Raw genomic sequence first — 21993 nt, forward strand, 5'->3', positions numbered from 1 at the left:
CCTGGCTTCAGCCTTCGCCCATGCCCTCGGCTGGCATCGGCGCGCTCCCTTTGCGCACTTTGTCCTCGATCCGCTGGCCGACCCCGGGGTCGATGTTCTTCCAGTATTCGAATGCGCGCTCCAGTACCGGACTGCGCACGCCACCCAGCAGGCTGCCGGACACCTGGTCCACCAGCGCGTCGCGGTCCTCATCGCCGAAAACCTCGCGCACCAGCGTGCCGGGCTGGCCGAAGTCGTCGTCCTCCGCGTGCAGGGTGTATGCGCTGCGCACCATCTCGCCGTCGGCTTCCCAGCCGTCCGCCATCGCACCCGTTTCATCGGCCCACGGTCGGCCACCGCTGTTGGTGGCGTGCACCGGCGCGTTGCCGCTGTGGTGGTAGGCCATCTGGCCGTCGAACATGTAGGTGTTGACCGGGCACTTGGGCTGGTTGACCGGTAACTGGTGGAAGTTGGTGCCGATCCGGTTGCGCTGTGCGTCGGCGTAGGCGAATGCCCGGCCCAGCAGCATCTTGTCAGGCGACAGGCCGATGCCCGGCACCGTGTTGCCGGGCGAGAACGCAGCCTGCTCGATCTGGGCGAAGAAGTTTTCCGGGTTGCGGTTGAGCGTCATCCGGCCGACCGGGATAAGCGGGTAGTCCGCGTGCGGCCAGACCTTGGTCAGGTCGAACGGGTTGAAGCGGTACGCCTTCGCGTCCGCGTACGGCATCACCTGCACCGACAGCTTCCAGCTCGGGTGGTCGCCACGTGCGATCGCGTTGAACAGGTCGCCGCGGTGGAAGTCGGCATCCCGACCGGCCATCTCGGCGGCTTCGGCATTGCTGAAGAACGCCATGCCCTGCTCGGTATGGAAGTGGTACTTGACCCAGAACCTCTCACCGGCGGCGTTGATCCACATGTAGGTGTGCGAGCCATAGCCGTTCATATGGCGCCAAGTGCGCGGCAGCCCGCGGATGCCCATGAGGTAGGTGACCTGGTGCGCGGTCTCCGGATTGTTCGTCCAGAAGTCCCACTGCATGTGGTTGTCGCGCAGGCCGGAGTCGGGCAGTCGCTTCTGGCTGCGGATGAAGTGCGGGAACTTCATCGGGTCGCGCACGAAGAAGACCGGGGTGTTGTTGCCGACCAGGTCGTAATTGCCCTCGTCGGTATAGAACTTCAGCGAGAACCCGCGGACGTCGCGCCAGGTGTCCGGGCTGCCCTGTTCGCCGGCGACGGTGGAGAAGCGCGCCAGCATCCCGGTCTTCGCGCCCGGCTGGAACAGCGCCGCCTTGGTGTACTTCGACACATCGGCAGTGGTCTCGAACACGCCGAAGGCACCGGCGCCCTTCGCGTGCGGCTGGCGCTCGGGCACCTTCTCGCGGTTGAAGTGCGCCATCTGCTCGAGGAAGTGCACGTCGTGCAGCAGGATGGGGCCGTCGGGTCCGATGGTCAGCGAGTTACGATCGCTCGCCGCCGGGGCGCCGCTGCCGGTGGTTGAACCTGTGGGCCGCTTGGGGTCGTCACTGCTCATCGGAGGCTCCTGGTTGCGGTGCGGGGGATCGCACCGGCCCCAGATTGGCCCGTTCTATCGAAGACTTCCATTCGATCTGATGGATTGGATCGATAGGCGCCGCCTGTCCGACCCCCACCATGAAAAAAGCCGGGACACTGCCCGGCCTTTTTCCTGTCGCATAGCTCTGTCCGGTCAGGCGGCTGCGGCCTGGCTGGCGCGCGGGCCTTCCTTCAGGGCCCGGCCCACCATCCCGACCAGGAGGTCCAGCTCTTCGCTGGTCATGGTAAAGGTCGGGGTGAAACGCAGCGAGTTGGTGCCGCCGTGGATCACGCCGATGCCGTGCTCGCGCAGCCACTCCTCGGTCGATCCCGCCCCGTAGCACTTGAATTCCGACGACAGCTCGCACGAGAACAGCAGCCCGGTGCCCTGGACCTTGGTGATCAGGCCGCCGAGCTCGCCCTTGAGCTTCTCGAGCTTCTCGATCGCTTCCGCGCCGCGCGCGCGGATGTTCTCCCGCACGTCCGGGGTCACCATCGACAGCACCGCGCATGCGGTGTCGAGCGCGCGCGGGTTGGTGGTCATGGTGTTGCCGTACAGACCCTTGCGGTAGGTCTTGGACGCGCGCTCGCCGACGGCAAGCACCGACAGCGGATACTGGCCGGCGTTGAGTGCCTTGGAGTAAGTCTCCATGTCCGGCGCCTCGGCGTTCTCGAAGCCGGGGTAGTCGATGATCGACAGCACGCCGTTGGCGCGCAGGCCCGCCTGGATCGAGTCGACCAGCAGCAGCGAGCCGTGGTCCTTGGTCAGCTTGCGGGCCGCGTTGTAGAACTCGACCGGGACGCTGCGGCCCGGGTCGCCTTCGCCCATCACCGGCTCCAGGAACATCGCCTCGATGAACCAGCCGTTCGCGTCGGCATCGGTGAAGACCTTGCGCAGTGCGTCGATGTCATACGGCTCGATCGCGATCACGCTGTCCTCGCCGCGGAAGCTGGCCAGGTGCTGCAGGTAGGTCTTGCGGGTGGAGTCGGAGTACAGCGCCGGACGGTCGGTGCGGCCGTGGAAACCGCCCTTGACCACCACCCGCTTGATGCTGCGACCGGCGTGGCGGCCGCCTTCGTCGGTCATGGTCTTGGCGTTGGTGTCGGCGATGCGTGCGGCAAGAGTGACCGACTCCGAGCCCGAGTTGAGGCACAGGAAGTGGCTGTACGGGCAGTCACGGCCGATGCCGATCGCCTCGCGCAGCATCCGCGCGAACCGCATCTGCGAGACGCTCGGGGTCATGATGTTGGCCATCGCCTGCGGCCGCGCCATCGCCTCGATCACCTGCGCCGGCGCATGGCCGAATCCGAGCATCCCGTAGCCACCGGAGTCGTGCAGCACGGCGCCCTTCAACGTCACGATCCACGGGCCGCGGGCGGCGAGGGCGACGTACGGGTTAACCGCATCGTCCTGGTAGAAGTTGACGTAGGCGGCCTGGATGGCCTCGGCCTGCGTGCGCTCGTCGAGATCCAGCAGGTCGGCAACATCCGGGCCCAGGTCACCGGCCTTGACCCGTCCGTACTCGGCGACGGCGGCATCGACCGCTTCGGCCAGTTCGGCATTCCCGGAAAAGCGGGCGAGGGTGGCGTCGTCTAGGCCGACCGTACGGCGTTCGCCGGCGTGGGCGCGCAGGGGCGCGAGCTTGGCCGCGAAGGCGTTGTCGTGGGCAGTGCTGGACATCGGGTGGGGCCTCCTTGTTCGGAAACGCCGCAAACAAAAATGCGCGGCAACAGCCCGCGAAAAATCCTGCGATCCAGCGTTTCCTGTTTCTAATCAATCAGTTGCGTGATTCTATCACGCGGCCGATGCCGGGATAACCCCCGGCGCCCGTACACTGTGCCGTTCCGTCGCGCCAGCGCCGACGTGTATCGACCCAGCAAGAAGCCCCACCTTGAAGAAATCCGATTTCCGCTACGAGCTGCCGCCGGCCCTGATCGCCCAGGCACCGCTGGCCCGGCGGTCCGCCAGCCGCCTGCTGGTCGTACCGCCCGCGCCTGCCCCCTTCGCCGACCATGTGTTCCATGAGCTGCCGGCCCTGTTGGCGCCGGGTGACCTGCTGGTGTTCAACGACACCCGGGTGATCCCGGCACGCCTGTTCGGCAGCAAACAGACCGGCGGCCGCGTCGAGATCCTGGTCGAGCGGCTGCTCGGCGATGGCGAGGCGCGTGCCCAGCTGGGCGTCAGCAAGACGCCCAAGCCCGGTGCGCGGATCGCGCTGGACGCCGGCGGCGAGGCCGAAGTACTGGGCCGGGACGGCGAGTTCTTCCACCTGCGCTTCCACGTGGCCGAGGGCCTGGAGGCCTGGCTGGAGCACGCCGGCCGGCTGCCGTTGCCGCCCTACATCCAGCGCGAACCCGGGGCGGACGACGCCGAGCGCTACCAGACCGTGTTCGCGCGACAGGCCGGTGCGGTCGCCGCGCCGACCGCGGGGCTGCATTTCGACCAGCCGTTGCTGGACGCCCTGGCCGCGCGTGGGGTGCAATCAGGCCACGTCACGCTGCATGTCGGGGCCGGTACGTTCCAGCCTGTCCGGGTCGACGACCTGTCCGAGCACGTGATGCACAGCGAGTGGATCAACGTCGGCGCGGCGCTGGTCGAGCAGGTGCGCCGTACCCGTGCGGCCGGCGGCCGCGTCATCGCCGTCGGCACCACCGTCGTGCGGGCGCTGGAGTCGGCGATGCAGCCCACCGACGCCAATCCCGACGGGGAGCTGCGGCCGTTCGAGGGGGAAAGCCGGCTTTTCATCCTCCCCGGTTACCGGATCCGCTCGGTCGACGCGATGGTCACCAATTTCCACCTTCCGGAAAGCACGCTGCTGATGATGGTTTCCGCGTTCGCCGGCAAGGACCGGGTCTTTGCCGCGTACGACCACGCCATCGCCGCCGGCTACCGGTTCTTCTCCTACGGTGACGCCATGCTGCTGTTCCCGGAGCCGGCCGCATGAGCCGGATGTCGTTCCAGTTGCTGTGCACTGACGGTGCCGCCCGCCGCGGCCGGCTGGCCTTCCCGCGGGGCACGGTCGAGACGCCCGCGTTCATGCCGGTCGGCACCTACGGGTCGGTCAAGGGCGTGCTGCCTACCCAGGTGGAGCAACTGGGCGCCGAGATCATCCTCGGCAACACGTTCCACCTGTACCTGCGGCCGGGGCTTGAGGTGATCGAGGCGCACGGCGGGCTGCACGGCTTCGAGCGCTGGGACCGCCCGATCCTGACCGACTCCGGCGGCTTCCAGGTGTTCTCGCTGGCGCACAAGCGCAGGATCACCGAGGAAGGCGTCACCTTCGCCGCGCCGACCGACGGCAGCCGGGTGTTCCTCGGCCCCGAGGAGAGCATGCGTATCCAGAAGGTGCTCGGGTCTGACATCGTGATGATCTTCGACGAGTGCACCCCGTATCCGGCGACGGAGGAGGTCGCGCGTGCCTCCATGGAACTGAGCCTGCGCTGGGCCGCACGCTCGCGGCGTGCCCACGAGGGCAACGACGCGGCGCTGTTCGGCATCGTCCAGGGCGGCGTGCACCGTGAACTGCGGACCCGTTCGGCCGACGCGCTGAAGGACATCGGGTTCGACGGCTACGCGATTGGCGGGCTGGCCGTAGGCGAGCCCGAGGCCGAGCGAAACGCGATGCTCGAGCACACCACCCCTCAGTTGCCGGCCGACCGGCCGCGTTACCTGATGGGCGTCGGGCGACCCGAAGACCTCGTCGAGGCCGTCGCGCGCGGGGTCGACATGTTCGATTGCGTGATGCCGACCCGCAATGCGCGCAACGGCCATTTCTTCACCCGCGACGGCGTCGTGCGCATCCGCAACGCCAGGTACGAGAAAGACCTCCGCCCGATCGAGGAAGGCTGCGACTGCCACGCCTGCGCGGGCGGGTTCAGCCGCAGCTACCTGCGCCACCTGGACCGCTGCAACGAGATGCTGGGGCCGATGCTGGGGACCCTGCACAACCTGCGCCACTACCAGCGGCTGATGGCCGACATGCGCGAGGCCATCGCGCAGGGAACCTTCGCCGCCTTCCGCGAGTCCTTCCATGCGGCCAAGGCCCGCGCGGCCGGCTGAGCGGCCGCGCCAGCGCCGGCAAAGGGGCCGGACGCGCCCCGTGGCATAATCCCCGGCTATTTTCAGCCCCTTCCGGAAACCGACATGAACCTGCTCGACCTCCTGATTGCCCCCGCCCATGCGCAGACCGCGGCCCAGCCGGGCGGCTTCGGCATGTCGCTGCTGTTCCCGATCCTGCTGATCGGCGTGATGTACTTCCTGATGATCCGCCCGCAGATGAAGCGCGCCAAGGAGCACAAGGCCATGCTCGAGAAGCTGTCGCGCGGCGACGAAGTGCTGACCAACGGCGGCATCGCCGGCACCGTGGTCGACCTGGGCGACAACTTCATCACGGTCGAGATCGCCGACAACGTCCGCATCCGCGTGCAGAAGGGCGCGATCGGCAACGTCCTGCCCAAGGGCACCTTGAAGTCGGCCTGAGCCGTCTCCAAACCATTTGACGCACGGCGGCCGGGGAGCTGCCGCAGGGGCAATCGATGCTGACTTATGCGCGCTGGAAATACGTCGTACTGGTGCTCGCCATTCTGTTGAGCACGCTGTACGCGTTGCCCAACCTGTACCAGAAGGATCCCTCCGTCCAGGTTACCGCCAGCCGCGGTGCCCCGGTCGATGCCGCGCTCGTCGAGCGCATCGAGACGACCCTCGAATCGGCCGGCGTGCCGGTCAAGTCGGTCGAGTTGGGTGGGGACAACGTGCTGGTCCGGCTGCCCAGCCCCGATGCGCAGACCAAGGCATCTGACGCGCTGGAGCAGGTACTGGGCAGCGACTACGTGTCCGCGCTCAACCTCGCCTCCACCGTCCCTGACTGGCTGACGGCGCTTGGCGCGCAGGGCATGTCGCTCGGCCTGGACCTGCAGGGCGGCGTGCACTTCCTGATGCAGGTCGACCAGGCCGCCGCGCTCGACAAGCACCTCACTGCGATCGTCGAGGACGCGCGGGTGGTACTGCGTGATGCGCGCATCCGCTACGAGTCGGTCTCGCGCCGCCCCGACAACCGCATCGTGATCACCCTCGCGAACGCGTCGGACGTGGACAAGGCGCGCCAGCAGATCGCGACCAGCCAACCGGCGCTCGCGATGGACGCCGAGGGTCGCGTGATCACGCTCTCGATCCCGGATGCCGAGCTGCAACGCATGGCGACCGCCGCGCTGGAGCAGAACCTCGGCACCCTGCGCAACCGCATCAACGCGCTGGGTGTGTCCGAGCCGCTGATCCAGCGGCAGGGCAGTGACCGCATCGTGGTCGAATTGGCCGGCGTGCAGGACACCGCCGAGGCCAAGCGTCTGATCGGCGCGACCGCGACCCTCGAATACCGCGCGGCGCTTGAAGGCAACGCCTATGACGCCGTCGCCACCGGCAACGTGCCGCCGCAGGCCAAGGTGTACTACCGCAAGGAGCTGGGCCCGGACGGCAAGCCGATCCCGATCCTGCTCAACAAGCGCGTGATCGCCTCGGGTGACCAGCTGATCGGTGCCACCTCCGGCATGGACCCGCAGACTGGCACGCCGTCGGTGTCGGTGCGCCTGGACGCCTCGGGCGGCCAGCGGATGTTCGACTTCACCAGCCAGAACGTCGGAAAGCCGATGGCGGTGGTGTACATCGAGCGCATCCCCGAGGTGCGGATGGTCAATGGCGAGGAAGTCAGGACCACCCGCGTCAGCGAGGAGGTGATCTCGGTCGCCACCATCAACGGCGTCTTCAGCAAGGAGTTCCAGACCACCGGCCTGGACAGCGCCAAGGAGGCGGCTGACCTGGCGCTGCTGCTGCGCTCGGGTTCGCTGGCCGCGCCGATGGACTTCGTCGAAGAGCGTGTCGTCGGCCCGAGCCTGGGCAAGGAGAACATCGAGCGTGGCCTGACCGCGGTGGTCTTCGCCTTCGCGTTCGCGCTGCTGTTCTTCCTCGTGTACTACCGCATGTTCGGCCTGATCACCTGCGCCGCGCTGCTGCTCAACATCCTGATGCTGGTCGCGGTGATGTCGCTGTTCGGCGCCACCCTGACTTTGCCGGGCCTGGCCGGTATCGCATTGACGGTGGCGCTGTCGGTCGACGCCAACGTGCTGATCAACGAGCGCATACGCGAGGAGTTGCGCGCGGGCATGCCGCCCAAGACCGCGATCGCGACCGGCTACGAGAAGGCCACCGGCACGATCATGGACGCCAACCTCACCGCGATCCTCGCCGGTGTAGCGCTGTTCGCGTTCGGCACCGGCCCGGTCAAGGGCTTCGCGGTGTCGCTGATCGTCGGCATCATCACCTCGATGTACACCGCGGTGTCCGGGTCGCGCGCGATGGCCACGCTGATCTACGGCTGGCGCAAGAAACTCAAGTCCATCGCGATCTGACGGGAACCGAACATGAAACCTTTGACCATTTTCCCGGCCGAACCGCGGATCAACTTCCTCCGGATGAAGTGGGTGGCGTTCGCCGTGGCGATCGCGCTGACCCTCGTGTCGCTCGGATCGATCGCCACCCGCGGCTTCAACTTCGCGCTGGACTTCACCGGTGGCACGGTGACCGAGCTGCGTTTCGCCCAGCCCGTCGACATCGAGGACGCCCGCGGCCGCCTGGCCGAGGCCGGATTCGGCGACGCGCAGGTGATCTCGTTCGGGTCAGGCAACGACCTGCTCGTGCGCATGCAACTCGACGGCGTGGAGGATGGCGAGGACAACATCGCCGCCAACGCGGAGGCCGCCGCGCAGATCACCCGCGCGGTGTCGACCCCCGACAACCCGGGCACTGTGGTGCGCAGCGACTTCGTTGGCCCGCAGGTCGGTCGCGACCTCGCGCTCAATGGCATCTGGGCGGTGATCTTCGTCGTCGTCGGCTTCCTGATCTATATCTCGTTCCGGTTCGAGAAGAAGTTCGCGATCGCGGCGGTGATCACCTCGCTGCAGGACGTAACCATCGTGCTGGGCTGGTTCTCGCTGACCGGGCACGAGTTCGACCTGACGGTGCTGGCCGGCGTGCTGGCGGTGCTGGGCTTCTCGATCAACGACACCATCGTGGTGTTCGACCGCATCCGCGACAACTTCCGCTCGATGCGGGCCGACCCCGACGCGATCATCAACGCATCGATCAACCAGACCCTGTCGCGCACGGTTATCACCTCGTTCGTGGCGTTCCTGGCGGTGCTGGCGCTGTACCTCTACGGCGGCGGTTCTCTCAAGGGCATGGCCGAGGCGCAGATGATCGGCGTGGTCGTCGGCACCCTGTCCTCGATCCTGATCGCCTCGCCGTTGCTGACGCTGGGCTTCCTCAAGGTCACCAAGCAGGACCTCCTCCCCAAGGCCAAGGACGAGGCGGCGCTGGCGCGTCGTCCCTGACCGTGTGGCAGGTCACCAGGTACGAAAAAGGCCGCGTTCAACGCGGCCTTTTTCATGGGCGGGTGTCGCCAGGTCTCAGTCGAAGGCGCTGGCGTAGCCGGTGTTGACGATCCGCTGCTGCAGCAGCTCGGCCACTTTGATGTTGCCCGCCAGCAACGGACGGCCATCGACGCCGCGCGCATCCATCGGGCCGGTCGTGCGGCCACGGAAGTCGGAGACCTTGCCACCGGCCTCGCGCACCATCAGGGCGCCGGCGGCGATGTCCCACGGCTTCACGCCGGCTTCGAAGTACGCGTCCGCGCGGCCGCAGGCGACGTAGGCCAGGTCGAGGGCGGCCGAGCCGGTGCGGCGGATGTCCTCGATCTCGACCAGCAGCGTGTCGACACACTTGAGCTGTGCGCTTGCGCGCTTGCGCTCGCGCGGCGGGAAGCCGGTCAGCACCATCGCGCCGTCCAGGTCCTTGCGGTCGGCCACGCGCACGCGCTTGTCATTGAGGGTGGTGCCGCTGCCGCGGCTGCTGGTGAAGAGCTCGTTGCGCAACGGGTCGAAGATCACGCCATGGACCGGTTCGCCGTTCTCGACAAGCGCGATGGACACGCAGAAGTGCGGGATGCCACGGAGGTAGTTGCTGGTGCCATCCAGCGGGTCGATCACCCAGGTGAACCGGCTGCCGACCTTGGACTTCACCGAACCGCCTTCCTCGCCGAGGATCGCGTAATCGGGGGTTGAGCGGCGGAATTCCTTGATGATCTCCTTCTCGGCCAGGCCATCGACTTCGCTGGCGAAGTCCATGCGGTCCTTCTCCACCACGTTCAGCGCATCGAGCTTGTACATGTGCCGCAGCAGCACGTTGCCGGCGGCGCGGGCGGCCTTGACCATGAGGGTGACGGCGGGTTTCTGCATGGCGAACGGCCTCGAGGGAGGTGGGGGAAGGGCTGGCGGGGGGAAAGAGCGGGCCGGCGATGGCACGACGGAGTCGTGGCCGGCCGCGCAGTTTACCATTGCCCGATGAACACCGAAGCGACCACCTACGAGGCCGGAGCGCCCGCCCGAGCAACCCGCGGCCCGGATGCCGCACTCCGGCTGCGGATCGTGCTGGTCGGCACCCAGCACCCCGGCAACATCGGCTCGGCCGCCCGCGCGCTCAAGACCATGGGGCTGGCCCGGCTGGTCCTGGTCGCCCCCGAAAAGTCGCCCAATGCCGAGTCATCGGCGCTGGCAGCTGGCGCGGACGATGTGCTGGAAGGCGCTGCCCGGCACGACACCCTGGCCGAGGCGGTCGCCGACTGCCGGCTGGTCCTGGGTTGTACGGCCCGCAGCCGGCGGGTCGCGCTGGAGGAACTGCTGCCGCGCGACGCCGCGACCCGTGCGGTCGCCACCGCGGCCGGCGGCGCGGAGGTGGCGCTGGTGTTCGGGCGCGAGCGCACGGGACTGGAAAACGAGGAGCTGCAGCTGTGCCACGCGGCCGTCCACATCCCCGCCAATCCGGACTACAGCTCGCTCAACCTTGCCGCCGCCGTCCAGGTGCTGGCCTACGAATTGCGCCTGGCGCTGCTGGCCGGTGCAGCCCCGGCTCCGCCCACCGAGCCGCGCGACCCGCCGGCCTCCCACGCGCAACTGGAGGGATTGTTCGGCCAACTGGCCGAAACCCTCGACGAGATCGACTTCCACAAGGGCCGCGCGCCTGAATCGGCGATGCGGAAGCTGCGGCGCCTGTTCCTGCGGGCTGACATGGACGAGCGTGAGGTGCGGCTGCTGCGCGGCATCCTGTCCGACGCACAGCGGATGGCGATGCTGGCCCGGCGCGGCTGAGCTGTCCGGACGGGGCAGTATCGGCGGACCTGCGTTTGAATTAGTCTGCCGCGGTGCCCTTTGTCAGGGGCGTCCCTGGGGTTCCGTCTTGACCGTCCGCCTGTGCAGCCTGGCTTTCCTGCTGCTCGCCGCATTTTCGTCCGTTGGGCCGGCGTCCGCCGCGGACGATGGCGTGCTGGTGCTCGGGCGCATCAGCGACGACCCGCATACGCACTACGAACAGCTCGAGCCGCTGCTGGATTACGTGGTTCCGCGGATGGCCGACGTCGGCATCCGCGAAGGCCGCATCCTGATGGCGCGCGATTCCCAGCAGATGGCCAGCTACCTGCGGCGTGGCCGGGTCGACTGGGTCACCGAGACCGCCGGTACCGGCATGCTGCTGCGCGAGCGCGCCGGCGCCGAGCCGTTGCTCGTGACCGAGAGAGACGGCACCAGCCACTACCACAGCGTGTTCTTCGCCCGCCGCGACAGCGGCATCGATACCCTCGAGGATCTGCGCGGTCGCCGGATCGCCTTCCAGCGCCCGTCGTCCACCAGCGCCTACTTCGCGCCCGCCGGCGAGCTGCTGGCCAACGGTATCGAGCTGGAGATCCTGCTCTCGCCGGTTGACCGGATCGAGACCGCAGCGGTGGGCTACGTGTTCGCGCGCTCCGAGCTCAACATCGCCACCTGGGTGCACAAGGAGCTGGTCGATGCGGGGGTGATGAGCAACCTCGACTGGATCAACCCCAGGCGCATGCCGCCCGCCTTCAAGACAGACCTGGTGGTCATCGGCCGGACCGACGACTACCCGCGCGCGGTCGAGCTGGTGCGCCACGACATGGACCCCCGGGTGCGCGCCCGGCTGCAGCAGGTGCTGGTCGAAGCCGCCGCCGACCCGGCCGCGCGGGAGGCGATGCTGCGGTTCTTCCAGACCACGCGCTTCCTGCCGATCGACCCCGCGTCCGAACAGGCGTTGAGGCGGATGCAGACCGGCGTGGCGCGGGTGCGGGCGGAGGTCGAATGAAGCTGCGTCCCGGCCTGCATGCACAGTTCCTGCTGGTCATGGCCGGCGCGCTGCTGGGCGTCACTGTGCTGATCGGGATGCTGCTGCACCGCCAGCACCGCATGCAGGACGAGGTGGAAGACCTCAGCCGCGACGCGATGGGCACGATGGCCAGCGAGAGTCTGCAGCGGCGGGGTGAGGGCACGGTGGCGCAGCTGGCCGAGTCGCTCGCCAACCCGATGTACTACTTCGACCTCGACGCCATCGGCGCGCTGGTCCAGACCACGCTGCGGCAGCCCGACACCCGCTACGTGCTGGTGTTCGACGCCAATGGCCAAGTGCTGCACGACGGCACCGACGAGATCCGCGGCTATGGCGAGCCGATGGCCGACGCCTTTGCCTACGAGGCGATGAACGCCCGCAGTGTCCACGCACAGTTCGGCGAGTCGATCATGGACGTGTCCACGCCGGTGACGATCGGCAGCGAGCGCATCGGCGGCATCCGGGTCGGTTATGACCTGGGCGCCATCCAGGCGGCGCAGGAGGGCGCCATCGGCGACCTGCGCGGACGCCTCGCCGACCTCGGACGGCGCAACCTCGCCTGGCTGGTTTCGTTCGGCTTCGCGTTGCTGGTGCTCGGGGCCGCCGTTTCGTGGATGGTCCGCCGCACGCTGGTGCAGCCGATCCGCGCCCTGGCCGATGCCGCGCGCGAGATCGAGGCGGGGCAGTTCGAACCGGGCGCGAGCGATGACCGGCGGTTGCCGTCCCGCGTGCGGTCCGACGAGCTGGGCGATCTGATGCGTGCGTTTGGCCGGATGCGCGAGAGCGTGGTCCGGCATGACCGCGATATCCGCCGGATGGCCTACACCGACGCGTTGACGGGCCTGGCCAACCGGCTTGCGTTCCGCGAGGCGCTGGACCACCACCTGCTGAGCCTGCACGGTGGCAGCCGAGAGCTGGCGCTGCTGTTTGCCGATATCGACGACTTCAAGCGCATCAACGACACCCTTGGCCACGACGTCGGCGACGAGGTGCTGCTGCAGTTCGCACAGCGCATCCGCATGGTGGTCGACCGGCTCGGCGGCGACGGCGCGATGCTGGCGCGGTTCGGCGGCGACGAGTTCGTGATCCTCGTCGAGAGCGATCCGGCCGCCGGCCAGGCCGGCCATGCCCGGGCCGTGGCCGCGCGTTTGGCGGAGGCGCTGGTCACCGCCCTCGGGGCGCCGCTGTCGCTGCAGGGGCGGCAGGTGTTCCTCGGTACGTCGATCGGCATCAGCCTGTTCCCGGACGATGCCGAAAGCGCTACGTCGCTGATGAAGAACGGCGACATCGCGATGTACCAGGCCAAGGTAGCCGGCAAGAACTGCTACCGCTTCTACAGCCGCGCCATGGACCAGGCGGTCGAGCGGCGCGTGCACCTGGAGCAGGAGTTGCGCGAGGCCTGGGGCCGTGGCGAGCTGAGCTTGGCCTACCAGCCGATCCACCGGCTGTCGGACGGACGGATGGTGGGTGCCGAGGCCCTGCTGCGCTGGCGCCACCCGGAGCTGGGCATGATCGCGCCGTCGGTGTTCATCGACGTGGCCGAGCAGAGCGGACTGATCGAGTCGATCGGGCCCAAGGTGCTGCGTGCCGCCTGCCGCGATGCGATCCAGTGGCCGCAGGCGCATGCGGGCGACCCCCCGCTGTTCGTGTCGGTCAACGTGTCCCCGCGCCAGCTGCGCAGCGGCGACCTGCCGCAGGTTGTCGCCGCCTGCCTGGCCGACAGCGGGCTGGAACCCGCCCGGCTGCACATCGAGCTGACCGAGACCGCCGTGATTGGCGACGAGATCCTCGCCAACAAGCTGCTGACGCGCCTGCGCGAGACGGGGGTGAAGGTCTGGCTGGACGACTTCGGCACCGGATTCTCGGGGTTGAGCCACCTGCGCCGGGTGCCGGTGGACGGGGTGAAGATCGACCGCAGCTTCGTCGCCGACATCCTGCGCGACCCCGACGACCTCGCCCTGACCACGGCGATCATCGCGATGGCCCATTCGCTGGGCATCACCGTGGTGGCCGAAGGCGTCGAAAAGGAGGGCCAGTACGGGCTCCTGCGCGAGCGCGGTTGCGACCAGGCGCAGGGCTTCTGGCTGGGCCAGCCGATGCCGCTGGAGGCGTTCATGGCGCAGTTGCGTGCCGACCGGCCGTTGCCGGCACCGGCCCCGCGCTCGCCCCTGGACAAGATGCTCGACCGCGGCTGAGCATGGCGGCGTGCGCGTTGTCAGATCAGCAGGTCGACCCAGCGCGCCGCCATCGCCGCCAGCTGCCCGGAGAGCACCCCGAACACCGCTACGGCGGCCGCCCCGGCAATCCAGGCGATCGCCATCAACCGGCCGTCGCGCTCGAGCAACGCAAACGCGAACAGCAGCAGCAGGCCACCGAACACGAAGTTGGTGAAGGGGATCGGCAGCGAAAGCAGCAGGCCGAGCAGGATCAGCATCATCCCGGTCACCGCGCTGGCCGGGCGGTAGTCGAGCATGGCGCTGGCGCGCGGCCGGACCACGCGTTCCAGCCGCGCAAGCCACGGTGACAGGCGGTTGCGGAACCGCACCATCAGGTGACGATGCGGCCCACGACGGGCGATGAACTTCGGCAGCCACGGCTTGCGTAGCCCGAACAGCAACTGCAGACCCACCAGGACCACCAGCGGCCCGCTGACGGCCCCGCCTACGCCCGGGATCGGGATGAAGGCGGGCAGGGTGGTCACGAACAGCAGCATGCCGAACGACCGCTTGCCCAGGCCGGCGAACACGTCGCCCAGCTGCAGCACCTCGTCGGGGTTGCCGACCGCGAAGGCGTCGAGCAGGGACCGGGTGCCCGCTTCGGCGAGGGTTTCGCGGTCGTACCTACCCGGTGGTTTCATCGTCGTTCGAGTCTTCGGGAGCGTCGCGGTACAGCAGCAGCTTGTCGATGCGCGGACCGTCGAGGTCGGCCACTTCGATCCGCCAGCCCGGCCACGAGAACATCTCACCGACGTTGGGGATGCGCCCGAAGTGGGCGATCACCATGCCGGCGGCGGTGTGGAAATCGTGTTCGTCCTGCCCCGGGACGTTGTCGCCCAGCAGTTCGCGCAGGTCCTCCACGTGCAGCGAGCCGTCGATGAACCAGGAGCCGTCGGCGCGTTCCACCACGGGCGAGTCGCTCTCCTCGAAGCCCTCGGACCCCGACGCGCCGGACTGCACCCGGCCGATCACCGCGCTCATCACGTCGTTGACCGTAACCACGCCGGTCACGTCGCCGTACTCGTCGACCACCAGCGCGAGCGACTGCTGCTCTTCGCGGAAGATCTCCAGCAGCTTCATTGCGTGGGTCGACTCGGACACGAACAGCGCCTCGCGCATGTCGCCGAACAGGTCGATCGGCTCGCCCGGCGCCAGCGCGCGCAGCAGCGACTTGGCCTCGACCACGCCGACCACGTCCTGGTCGCTGCCGCGCAACACCGGGAAGCGCGAGAACGGCGAACTGCGCATGACCGCCAGGTTGTCGATGAGCGGCGCGTCGGCGTCCAGCCAGGTGATGCGGGTGCGTGGGGTCATCAGGCTGTCGGTGGTCCGGTCGCCCAGCCCAAGCACGCGGTTGACCATCTTGCGCTCGTCGGCGTCGATCACGCCCTGCTCGTGGCTTTCGCTCACCAGCATGCGGATCTCCTCTTCGCTGATCGCCGTGCGCGCGTCGTCCCGGATGCCCAGCAGGCGCAGGACGGCGCGGTTGATCGCGCCCAGTGCGAGGACGATCGGAGTGGCCGCGGAGGCCAGTGCGGACAGCGGGATCGCCACCGCGCAGGCGATGCGCTCGGGATTGGTGATCGCCAGCCGCTTGGGCACCAGTTCGCCGAAGATCACCTGGGCGGCGGTGATCAGCGCCACCGCGGTACCGATGCCTATCGGCTGTGCGTACTCGGTGGCCGCAGGCCACACGCCGAGCAACCAGCCGGAGATGATCAGGCCGATCGCCTCGCCACCGAACAGGCCGGTCAACACGCCGATCAGGGTGATGCCGACCTGCACGGTGGAGAGCATCTTGTCGGGGTGTTCGGCCAGCACCAGCGCCTTCTGCGCCGCGCGGCTGGGCGCGGTGGTGTCCTCGGCGAGCTGCTTGAGGCGCAGCTTGCGGGAGGTCACCAGCGCCATCTCCGACATCGCGAAGAACGCGTTGAGGACGATCAGGGCCAGGACGATCAGCAGCTCGAGCACGGGGCGGCTCCTGACCGGGACGGAGTGGGGCAGTGCGGGTGCCGCGCGGAACCGGCAGGCGGAGGTCTTGGGTCGTCGTCCATTGAGGGGCGGGGGAACAGGCGCGCCGGAAGCGGCGCCGACCGATGTTATCAGCTGGCCCGCCAGCGCCCGGATGAAGCCCGGGTGAGCGAATCCGTCACCAAACCGTCATAATCGCGCCGGCAGCGTGCGCCGTAGGCCATGCCATCCCCCTCCATTTCCAATCCTGCTGTCCGGTACCGACACGGCACGACGAGGTCATCCCGATGTTTTCCCTGCAAACCATGTTCGGCCAAGGTAACCAGTTCTACACGCTGCTCGAGGAGGCCGCGGTGGCCGCCCACGACGCGTCCAGGGCCCTGCACGAAATGCTGCGGGGAACCGACCGCCAGCCCGCGCTGGACGCGTTCAAGCTCGCCCGCCAGCGCGAGCGCGAGGCCTCCGACAAGATCAGCCAGGCGCTGGTGGACAGCTTCATCACCCCGATCGAGCGCGAGGACATCGAGGCGCTCGGTTCGGCGCTGTACAAGATCCCCAAGCAGATCGAGAAGTTCGCCGACCGCTACTCGATGGCGCTGCAGCACCTGGAGCACATCGACTTCGCGCCGCGCGCGGCGATGCTGGAGCAGGCTGCCAGCGTCGTGGTCAAGATGATCCGCGCGCTGCCGAAGATGAAGCTGGACCAGATGAAGGCGCTCAGCGACGAGCTGCGCGCGCTGGAGAACGAGGCCGACCGGCTGATGCTGGAGCTGTATCGGGACATCTACTCGGGCAAGCTCGACCCGCTGCAGATGTTCCTGCTCAAGGAGTTCTTCGAAATCCTGGAAAAGGCGATCGACCGCTGCCGCGAGGCCGGCGTGGTCGCCTACGAAATCGTCCTGAAGAACTCGTAAGGGCTTCCGATGCTCACGCTGGTCATCTCCGTCGTACTCGTCGCGCTGATCTTCGAGTACATCAACGGCTTCCACGACACCGCCAACTCCATCGCCACCGTGGTGGCCACCAAGGTGCTGTCGCCGATGCAGGCGGTGGGCCTGGCGGCGAGCATGAACCTGGTGGGCGCGCTGGCAGGTACCGCCGTCGCCAAGACCATCGCGTCCGGGCTGATCGACGCCGGCGTTGTGGAGGTGGGATCCCAGCTGATCCTGTGCGCGCTGATGGGCGGCATCGTCTGGAACCTCATCACCTGGTGGTGGGGGTTGCCCTCGTCCTCCTCGCACGCGCTCATCGGTGGCCTGCTGGGTGCGGCGCTGGCGGCGGCCTCGAATGATTTCGACGCGATCATCTGGTCCGAGCCGGCCGAACCGGTCTACAAGAGCGCCGGCGTGCTGTGGAAGGTCGTGGTGCCGATGGTGAGTTCGCCCGTGCTCGGCTTCGCGGCCGGCTTCCTGGTGATGGGGGTGCTGTTCTTCATCATCTCGATGATGGCGCGCAGCGGCGGCGTGCTGGCGCGCGCGGCGCGCCCGCGCTGGGTCAACGGCCTGTTCGGCAAGGCGCAGATCGTCAGCGCCGCGGGCATGGGCTTCGCCCACGGCATGAACGACGCGCAGAAGACCATGGGCATCATCGCGTTGGCGCTGGTCGGCGCGCAGTCCGCCGGCACGCTGGACAACCTGCCCGACTGGCTCGCGTTCCTGCACCCGTCCGACGCGGCGCTGGCCGACGGCGACATCGATACCTGGATCAAGGTCAGCTGCGCGCTGGTGATGGCGGCCGGCACCGCCGCGGGTGGCTGGCGCATCATCAAGACGCTGGGCCACAAGCTGGTCAAGCTGCACCCGATCCACGGCTTCGCGGCCGAGACCAGCGCCGCCTCGGTGATCCTGGCGGCTTCGTCGCTGGGTATCCCGGTGTCGACCACGCACAACATCTCGTCGGCGATCATGGGCGTGGGCACGGCCAAGCGACTGAACGCCATCAAGTGGACGGTCGTCGAGAAGATGATCTGGGCCTGGATCCTGACGATCCCGATGGCCGGCGGCATCGCCTACGGCCTGTTCCGCCTGTTGCACGCGCTCGGCTGGGTGTAACCCGGCCGGGCGTCGCAGGACGCGAAAACCGGCTTACAGCAGGTCGCCGTCCGCCGACAGCGCGCGCTCCATCCGGTCCCCCAGCCCGCCGATTTCCAGCACCAAGCGGTGCACTTCGGCGGCGTCCAGCCCTTCAAACGGACGGTTCTCGCACAGCTGCAGGTACGGCACCCCGTCCAGGTCGCCGATCGCGAGGTAGCCGACCCGGCTCTGCCAGTTGAACACCAGCGCGCGGCGCGCATCCAGCCCAGTGGTCGGCGACACCGCGGTGCTGACGCGCAGGTACGGGCGCCCGTCGTCGTCCTCGAGTTCGGACAGGAAGATCGCCTGGTGGCGGGTTCCCTGTTCCAGCGAAAGCTCGATGCAGACCACGTCTTCTTCCTGGACCGACAAGCGGAAGCCGGCCTCGGCCAGCATCTGGCGGATCTGGTTGAAACTGGGCATGCGCGCGCCTCCGGTGCGGGACGCCTATCATGCTCCCCCGATGGAGAACGACGCCACCGCACGCATCCTGGCCGCGATCCGCGCCATCCCGCGCGGTCGGGTCGCCGGCTATGGCGAGGTCGCGCGGCGCGCGGGCCTGCCGGGCCGCGCCCGGATGGTGGCCCGGCTGCTGAGCGGCAACGACGACCCCGCCTTGCCATGGCACCGGGTGCTCCGGTCGGACGGCCGGATCGCCTTTCCCCCTGACTCCGACGCGTTCACCGAACAGAGCGCGCGCCTGCGCGCCGAGGGGGTGTGGGTGGAGGGCGGCCGGGTCCGCGGCCAGCGTGCGGCGGCCACGCTCGACCAGCAGCTCTGGGGTGGTGTCGACTGAGGCCTGCGTCCCCGGCAGTGCTTCACGCGCGACCGGCTACCATGCGCGCGAATCCAAGGAGCTCCGATGTTCTCCAACCTGCCGCCCGTGACCAAGGGCCTGCTGATCGCCAACGGACTGGTGTTCGTGCTGCAAATGTTGCTGGGCGAGCTGGCGCTTGCCCCTTTCATGCTGTGGCCACTGGGTGCTGGCGACAGCCCCTATGCGCCGACCGAATTCCTGCCGTGGCAGTTGCTGACGTACGGCTTCATGCATGGCGACATCACCCACCTGCTGTTCAACATGCTGGCGCTGCTGATGTTCGGTGCCCCGCTTGAGCACACGTGGGGCGAAAAGCGCTTCCTGACGTACTTCCTGGTGTGCATCGTCGGCGCTGCGGTGTGCCAGCTGGCGGTCGGCGCTTGGACCATGGCGGAGGGCGGGCCGGCGTACCCCACCGTGGGTGCGTCGGGTGGCGTGTTCGGGCTGCTGCTGGCCTACGGCATGCTGTTCCCGCACCAGCGCGTGATGCTGCTGATCCCACCGATCCCGATGAAGGCGCGCACGCTGGTGATCGTCTACGGCCTTGCCGAGTTGCTGCTCGGGTTCACCGGTTGGCAGCCGGGCGTGGCCCACTTCGCTCACCTGGGCGGGATGCTGTTCGGCTGGTTGCTGATCCGTTACTGGCGTGGGCAGCCCCCGTTCGGCCGGCGCGGACCGCCGCGGCCGCGCATCGTCCGCTGACCGGATCCACAGCGCACGTACCTGAAAAAAGAAGGCCCGGGACATGCCCGGGCCTTCTGCCATGTTGCAGGCGTAAGCGACCGCGTTCGGCGCCCGGCCGGATGACCGGGCGCCTGGCGGGACTTACCAGATCACGACCCGGTCGCCGTCGCCGCGCACCATTGCGTCGCCGGCCTTGCAGTCGAACGCCGCGGCGAACTGCGGCAGGTTGGACGGGGCACCGATCGCGCGGAAGTTGGCCGGTGCGTGAGGGTCGGTGGTCAGGCGGACCTCCAGCTCCTGGTCGGTGAAGTTGCGACGCCACACCGTTGCCCAGTTGGCGAAGAAGCGCTGGTCGCGGGTCATGCCGTCAGTCATCGGATCCTCGGTGCCTTCGGTCGCCTTCTTCATGGCGTCGTAGGCGATCGCCAGGCCGCCCAGGTCGGCGATGTTCTCGCCCAGGGTCAGCTTGCCGTTGACCTTCTTGCCCGGCATCGCCTCGTAGGCGTCGAACTGCGCGACCAGCTGGTCGGTCAGGCCGGAGAAGCCCTTGGCGTCGGCCTCGGTCCACCAGTTCTCGAAGTTGCCCTTGGCGTCGAACCGGCTGCCCTGGTCGTCGTAGCCGTGGATCATCTCGTGGCCGATCACCGCGCCGATGCCGCCGTAGTTCATCGCGTCACCCGCTTCCGGGTCGAAGAACGGCGGCTGCAGGATCGCGGCCGGGAACACGATCTCGTTGGCCAGCGGGTTGTAGTAGGCGTTGACCGTCTGCGGGCTCATGCCCCATTCGGTCTTGTCGACCGGCTTGCCGATCTTGCCGAGGTTCCACTTGTAGTTGAACTCGTTGGCCGCCAGCACGTTGCCGATGTAGCTGTCGCGGCCGGTCTCCAGGCCGGTCCACTCGCGCCACTTGTCGGGGTAGCCGATCTTCGGGGTGAAGCTGGCCCACTTCTCCATCGCCTGCTTCTTGGTTTCGTCGCCCATCCACTCCAGGCCTTCGAGGTGGACCTTGAGCGCCTCGCTGAGGTTGGTGACCAGCGTTTCCATCCGCGCCTTGGACTCGGGCGAGAAGGCGACCTTGACGTACATCTGGCCGAGCGCCTCGCCGACATTGCCCTCGATCGTGTCGAGCACGCGCTTGGCGCGCTCCTTCAGCTCCTTCTGGCCACGCATGGTCTTGTTGTAGAAGTTGAAGTTCTCCTGCACGAACGCGTCAGACAGGTACGGCGACGCGCCGTCGACGGTGTGGAAGCGCAGGTACGCCTGCCAGTCCTCGACCGGCACTTCGCCCAGCATCGTGCTGACTTCCTGGTGGAAGGCCGGGATCGCCAGCGAGAACATCTCCGGCGCCTGCAGGCCCTGCGACTCGAAGAACTTCGTCCAGGTGAAGTTCGGGGTCAGCTTGTCGGCCTCGGCCGGAGTGACCGGGTTGTAGAACAGCGAGACATCGCGCGACATCTCCTCGCTGGACTTGGATACCTTGGCCAGGCGGGTCTCGAACGCGACCACGTCGGCCGCCCGGTCGGTCGCCTCGGCGGCCGGCATGCCCGACAGTTCGAGCACCTTGGCGACGTGCGCCTGGTACGCGTTGAGCTTGTCCTTCTTGTCGGCGTCGAAGTAGTAGCCGCGGTCGGGCAGGCCCAGGCCGCCCTGCATCGCGTAGGCGATGTTCATCTCGGAGTTCTTGAAGTCGGCTTCCGGGCCGAAGCCGAACAGGAAGTTCTCGCCCTTGGCGGCGCTGGTGCGCAGGTAATCGGCGACGGCTTCGTGGCTGTCGAGCGCGGCGATCGCGTCGAGGCGGTCCTGGATCGGCTTGATGCCCTGGGCGTTGATCTGCTCGGCGTTCATGCCGGTCGCCCAGAAGTCACCGACGATGTCCTGCACGCCGGTGGCGCCGTCGTTGGCGGCGGCCTGCTCGGCCAGCTGGCGCTGCACCGCGGTGGAGCGCTCGTCGAGCATCTCGAACGCACCCCAGCTGGTGCGGTCGCCCGGGATCTCGTTGGCGGCGAGCCACTTGCCGTTGACGTAGCCGCCGAAGTCCGTGCAGGCGTTCTTGGTGGTGTCGAGCTGGTCGGCGCTGAAGCGGTTGACCGGCGGCAGGTTGCTCTCGTCGAGGGTCAGCGCGTTGGCATCGGCGGCCGGTGCGGCATCGGCGCCGTTGGCGGCTGGACCGGCGTCCTGGTTGGAGCAGGCGGCGACGACGGTGGCGATGGCAAGGGACAGCAGCAGGACTTGCGGTTTGTTCACGTGTGGCTCCGGCCGGAAAGGCATGGGGAAGACGGCCCGGACGGATGCCGGGACCGGACGACGTTAAACCTGCCCGGACCGGCCGGCGGGTGTCGAAGGTCATGCCGGGATGCTGAATGGACAGGCTCGCCGCCTGTGCCGGATGACACTGCGTCGTTGGTCACGGATGACTTTTGCCCATTCTGGCGGCCTGCCGCTGTCCCTACGATCAGCCTGGCCGCGATCGGCGGTAACCAGACA

At 68.2% G+C, this 21993-nt stretch carries 19 protein-coding genes; 12 read left to right on the plus strand and 7 right to left on the minus strand.

What is annotated here, in order from left to right; all coding sequences use genetic code 11:
* Window positions 1-7: 7 nt before the first annotated feature.
* Both ACKVMH_RS04810 and ACKVMH_RS04815 read right to left on the minus strand, forming a co-directional pair.
* A complete protein-coding gene (locus ACKVMH_RS04810) occupies window positions 8-1507 on the minus strand; it encodes a catalase (RefSeq protein WP_412699451.1) in 1500 nt (499 codons plus the stop codon).
* Window positions 1508-1681: 174 nt separating this feature from the next.
* Window positions 1682-3208 carry an aminotransferase class III-fold pyridoxal phosphate-dependent enzyme gene (locus tag ACKVMH_RS04815; RefSeq protein WP_412699452.1) on the minus strand — a complete coding sequence of 509 codons (1527 nt, stop codon included), beginning with the start codon at window positions 3206-3208 and terminating at the stop codon, window positions 1682-1684.
* A 211-nt stretch (window positions 3209-3419) separates the two neighbouring features.
* Here ACKVMH_RS04815 and queA point away from each other — a divergent pair, with 211 nt between their 5' ends.
* The 5 genes from queA (at window position 3420) to secF (ending at window position 8910) form a co-directional block, all read left to right on the plus strand.
* Window positions 3420-4472 carry a tRNA preQ1(34) S-adenosylmethionine ribosyltransferase-isomerase QueA gene (gene queA, locus ACKVMH_RS04820; protein ID WP_215219881.1) on the plus strand — a complete coding sequence of 351 codons (1053 nt, stop codon included), beginning with the start codon at window positions 3420-3422 and terminating at the stop codon, window positions 4470-4472.
* Complete coding sequence (gene tgt, locus ACKVMH_RS04825; RefSeq protein WP_412699453.1) at window positions 4469-5587, plus strand: tRNA guanosine(34) transglycosylase Tgt; 1119 nt, start codon at window positions 4469-4471, stop codon at window positions 5585-5587. Before queA ends, tgt begins: the two co-directional genes overlap by 4 nt.
* A gap of 84 nt (window positions 5588-5671) precedes the next feature.
* Window positions 5672-6007, plus strand: coding sequence for a preprotein translocase subunit YajC (yajC, locus tag ACKVMH_RS04830; RefSeq protein WP_412699454.1), 336 nt, complete (start codon window positions 5672-5674; stop codon window positions 6005-6007).
* Between the two features lie 56 nt (window positions 6008-6063).
* Window positions 6064-7929 (plus strand): protein translocase subunit SecD, encoded by a 1866-nt coding sequence (gene secD / locus ACKVMH_RS04835; protein WP_215219884.1) that lies wholly within the window; start codon window positions 6064-6066, stop codon window positions 7927-7929.
* A gap of 12 nt (window positions 7930-7941) precedes the next feature.
* Window positions 7942-8910, plus strand: coding sequence for a protein translocase subunit SecF (secF, locus tag ACKVMH_RS04840; RefSeq protein ID WP_412699455.1), 969 nt, complete (start codon window positions 7942-7944; stop codon window positions 8908-8910).
* A gap of 75 nt (window positions 8911-8985) precedes the next feature.
* On the opposite strand, the gene ACKVMH_RS04845 is transcribed toward secF, so the two are convergent.
* Complete coding sequence (locus ACKVMH_RS04845; protein ID WP_215219886.1) at window positions 8986-9813, minus strand: inositol monophosphatase family protein; 828 nt, start codon at window positions 9811-9813, stop codon at window positions 8986-8988.
* 105 nt (window positions 9814-9918) lie between these two features.
* Here ACKVMH_RS04845 and ACKVMH_RS04850 point away from each other — a divergent pair, with 105 nt between their 5' ends.
* From ACKVMH_RS04850 to ACKVMH_RS04860, 3 genes are all read left to right on the plus strand, one after another.
* Window positions 9919-10722 carry an RNA methyltransferase gene (locus ACKVMH_RS04850; protein ID WP_412699456.1) on the plus strand — a complete coding sequence of 268 codons (804 nt, stop codon included), beginning with the start codon at window positions 9919-9921 and terminating at the stop codon, window positions 10720-10722.
* Between the two features lie 88 nt (window positions 10723-10810).
* A complete protein-coding gene (locus tag ACKVMH_RS04855; RefSeq protein ID WP_412699457.1) occupies window positions 10811-11728 on the plus strand; it encodes a phosphate/phosphite/phosphonate ABC transporter substrate-binding protein in 918 nt (305 codons plus the stop codon).
* A complete protein-coding gene (locus ACKVMH_RS04860) occupies window positions 11725-13944 on the plus strand; it encodes a putative bifunctional diguanylate cyclase/phosphodiesterase (RefSeq protein WP_412699458.1) in 2220 nt (739 codons plus the stop codon). Before ACKVMH_RS04855 ends, ACKVMH_RS04860 begins: the two co-directional genes overlap by 4 nt.
* Window positions 13945-13964: 20 nt before the next feature.
* On the opposite strand, the gene ACKVMH_RS04865 is transcribed toward ACKVMH_RS04860, so the two are convergent.
* Both ACKVMH_RS04865 and ACKVMH_RS04870 read right to left on the minus strand, forming a co-directional pair.
* The gene (locus ACKVMH_RS04865; RefSeq protein ID WP_215219890.1) at window positions 13965-14606 is read right to left on the minus strand and encodes an exopolysaccharide biosynthesis protein; all 642 of its coding nucleotides are present in this window, start codon (window positions 14604-14606) and stop codon (window positions 13965-13967) included.
* The gene (locus ACKVMH_RS04870; RefSeq protein WP_215219891.1) at window positions 14590-15936 is read right to left on the minus strand and encodes a hemolysin family protein; all 1347 of its coding nucleotides are present in this window, start codon (window positions 15934-15936) and stop codon (window positions 14590-14592) included. Before ACKVMH_RS04870 ends, ACKVMH_RS04865 begins: the two co-directional genes overlap by 17 nt.
* Window positions 15937-16223: 287 nt before the next feature.
* Here ACKVMH_RS04870 and ACKVMH_RS04875 point away from each other — a divergent pair, with 287 nt between their 5' ends.
* Complete coding sequence (locus tag ACKVMH_RS04875) at window positions 16224-16850, plus strand: DUF47 domain-containing protein (RefSeq protein WP_215219892.1); 627 nt, start codon at window positions 16224-16226, stop codon at window positions 16848-16850.
* A gap of 9 nt (window positions 16851-16859) precedes the next feature.
* Window positions 16860-17987: an inorganic phosphate transporter gene (locus ACKVMH_RS04880; protein ID WP_215219893.1), complete on the plus strand. Its 1128-nt coding sequence runs from the start codon at window positions 16860-16862 to the stop codon at window positions 17985-17987.
* A gap of 33 nt (window positions 17988-18020) precedes the next feature.
* On the opposite strand, the gene ACKVMH_RS04885 is transcribed toward ACKVMH_RS04880, so the two are convergent.
* Complete coding sequence (locus tag ACKVMH_RS04885) at window positions 18021-18431, minus strand: hypothetical protein (protein WP_412699459.1); 411 nt, start codon at window positions 18429-18431, stop codon at window positions 18021-18023.
* A gap of 40 nt (window positions 18432-18471) precedes the next feature.
* On the opposite strand from ACKVMH_RS04885, the gene ACKVMH_RS04890 reads away from it, so the two are divergent.
* Complete coding sequence (locus ACKVMH_RS04890) at window positions 18472-18804, plus strand: MGMT family protein (protein ID WP_251370660.1); 333 nt, start codon at window positions 18472-18474, stop codon at window positions 18802-18804.
* Window positions 18805-18870: 66 nt separating this feature from the next.
* Window positions 18871-19527, plus strand: a complete 657-nt coding sequence (locus ACKVMH_RS04895) for a rhomboid family intramembrane serine protease (protein WP_215219895.1) — start codon at window positions 18871-18873, stop codon at window positions 19525-19527.
* A gap of 123 nt (window positions 19528-19650) precedes the next feature.
* On the opposite strand, the gene ACKVMH_RS04900 is transcribed toward ACKVMH_RS04895, so the two are convergent.
* Entirely contained in the window at window positions 19651-21735 is a 2085-nt protein-coding gene (locus ACKVMH_RS04900) for a M13 family metallopeptidase (RefSeq protein ID WP_412699463.1), read from the minus strand.
* Window positions 21736-21993: the final 258 nt, after the last annotated feature.

This window comes from Lysobacter zhanggongensis, from assembly GCF_046638635.1.
Classification (GTDB): domain Bacteria; phylum Pseudomonadota; class Gammaproteobacteria; order Xanthomonadales; family Xanthomonadaceae; genus Novilysobacter; species Novilysobacter luteus.

Excerpts from the sequence above, each read along its gene's own strand:
- ACKVMH_RS04810 (WP_412699451.1), bottom strand. The coding sequence starts at position 1,507 with ATGAGCAGTGACGACCCCAAGCGGCCCACAGGTTCAACCACCGGCAGC.
- ACKVMH_RS04815 (WP_412699452.1), bottom strand. The coding sequence starts at position 3,208 with ATGTCCAGCACTGCCCACGACAACGCCTTCGCGGCCAAGCTCGCGCCC.
- tgt (WP_412699453.1), top strand. The coding sequence starts at position 4,469 with ATGAGCCGGATGTCGTTCCAGTTGCTGTGCACTGACGGTGCCGCCCGC.
- yajC (WP_412699454.1), top strand. The coding sequence starts at position 5,672 with ATGAACCTGCTCGACCTCCTGATTGCCCCCGCCCATGCGCAGACCGCG.
- secD (WP_215219884.1), top strand. The coding sequence starts at position 6,064 with ATGCTGACTTATGCGCGCTGGAAATACGTCGTACTGGTGCTCGCCATT.
- secF (WP_412699455.1), top strand. The coding sequence starts at position 7,942 with ATGAAACCTTTGACCATTTTCCCGGCCGAACCGCGGATCAACTTCCTC.
- ACKVMH_RS04845 (WP_215219886.1), bottom strand. The coding sequence starts at position 9,813 with ATGCAGAAACCCGCCGTCACCCTCATGGTCAAGGCCGCCCGCGCCGCC.
- ACKVMH_RS04850 (WP_412699456.1), top strand. The coding sequence starts at position 9,919 with ATGAACACCGAAGCGACCACCTACGAGGCCGGAGCGCCCGCCCGAGCA.
- ACKVMH_RS04860 (WP_412699458.1), top strand. The coding sequence starts at position 11,725 with ATGAAGCTGCGTCCCGGCCTGCATGCACAGTTCCTGCTGGTCATGGCC.
- ACKVMH_RS04865 (WP_215219890.1), bottom strand. The coding sequence starts at position 14,606 with ATGAAACCACCGGGTAGGTACGACCGCGAAACCCTCGCCGAAGCGGGC.
- ACKVMH_RS04875 (WP_215219892.1), top strand. The coding sequence starts at position 16,224 with ATGTTTTCCCTGCAAACCATGTTCGGCCAAGGTAACCAGTTCTACACG.
- ACKVMH_RS04880 (WP_215219893.1), top strand. The coding sequence starts at position 16,860 with ATGCTCACGCTGGTCATCTCCGTCGTACTCGTCGCGCTGATCTTCGAG.
- ACKVMH_RS04885 (WP_412699459.1), bottom strand. The coding sequence starts at position 18,431 with ATGCCCAGTTTCAACCAGATCCGCCAGATGCTGGCCGAGGCCGGCTTC.
- ACKVMH_RS04890 (WP_251370660.1), top strand. The coding sequence starts at position 18,472 with ATGGAGAACGACGCCACCGCACGCATCCTGGCCGCGATCCGCGCCATC.
- ACKVMH_RS04895 (WP_215219895.1), top strand. The coding sequence starts at position 18,871 with ATGTTCTCCAACCTGCCGCCCGTGACCAAGGGCCTGCTGATCGCCAAC.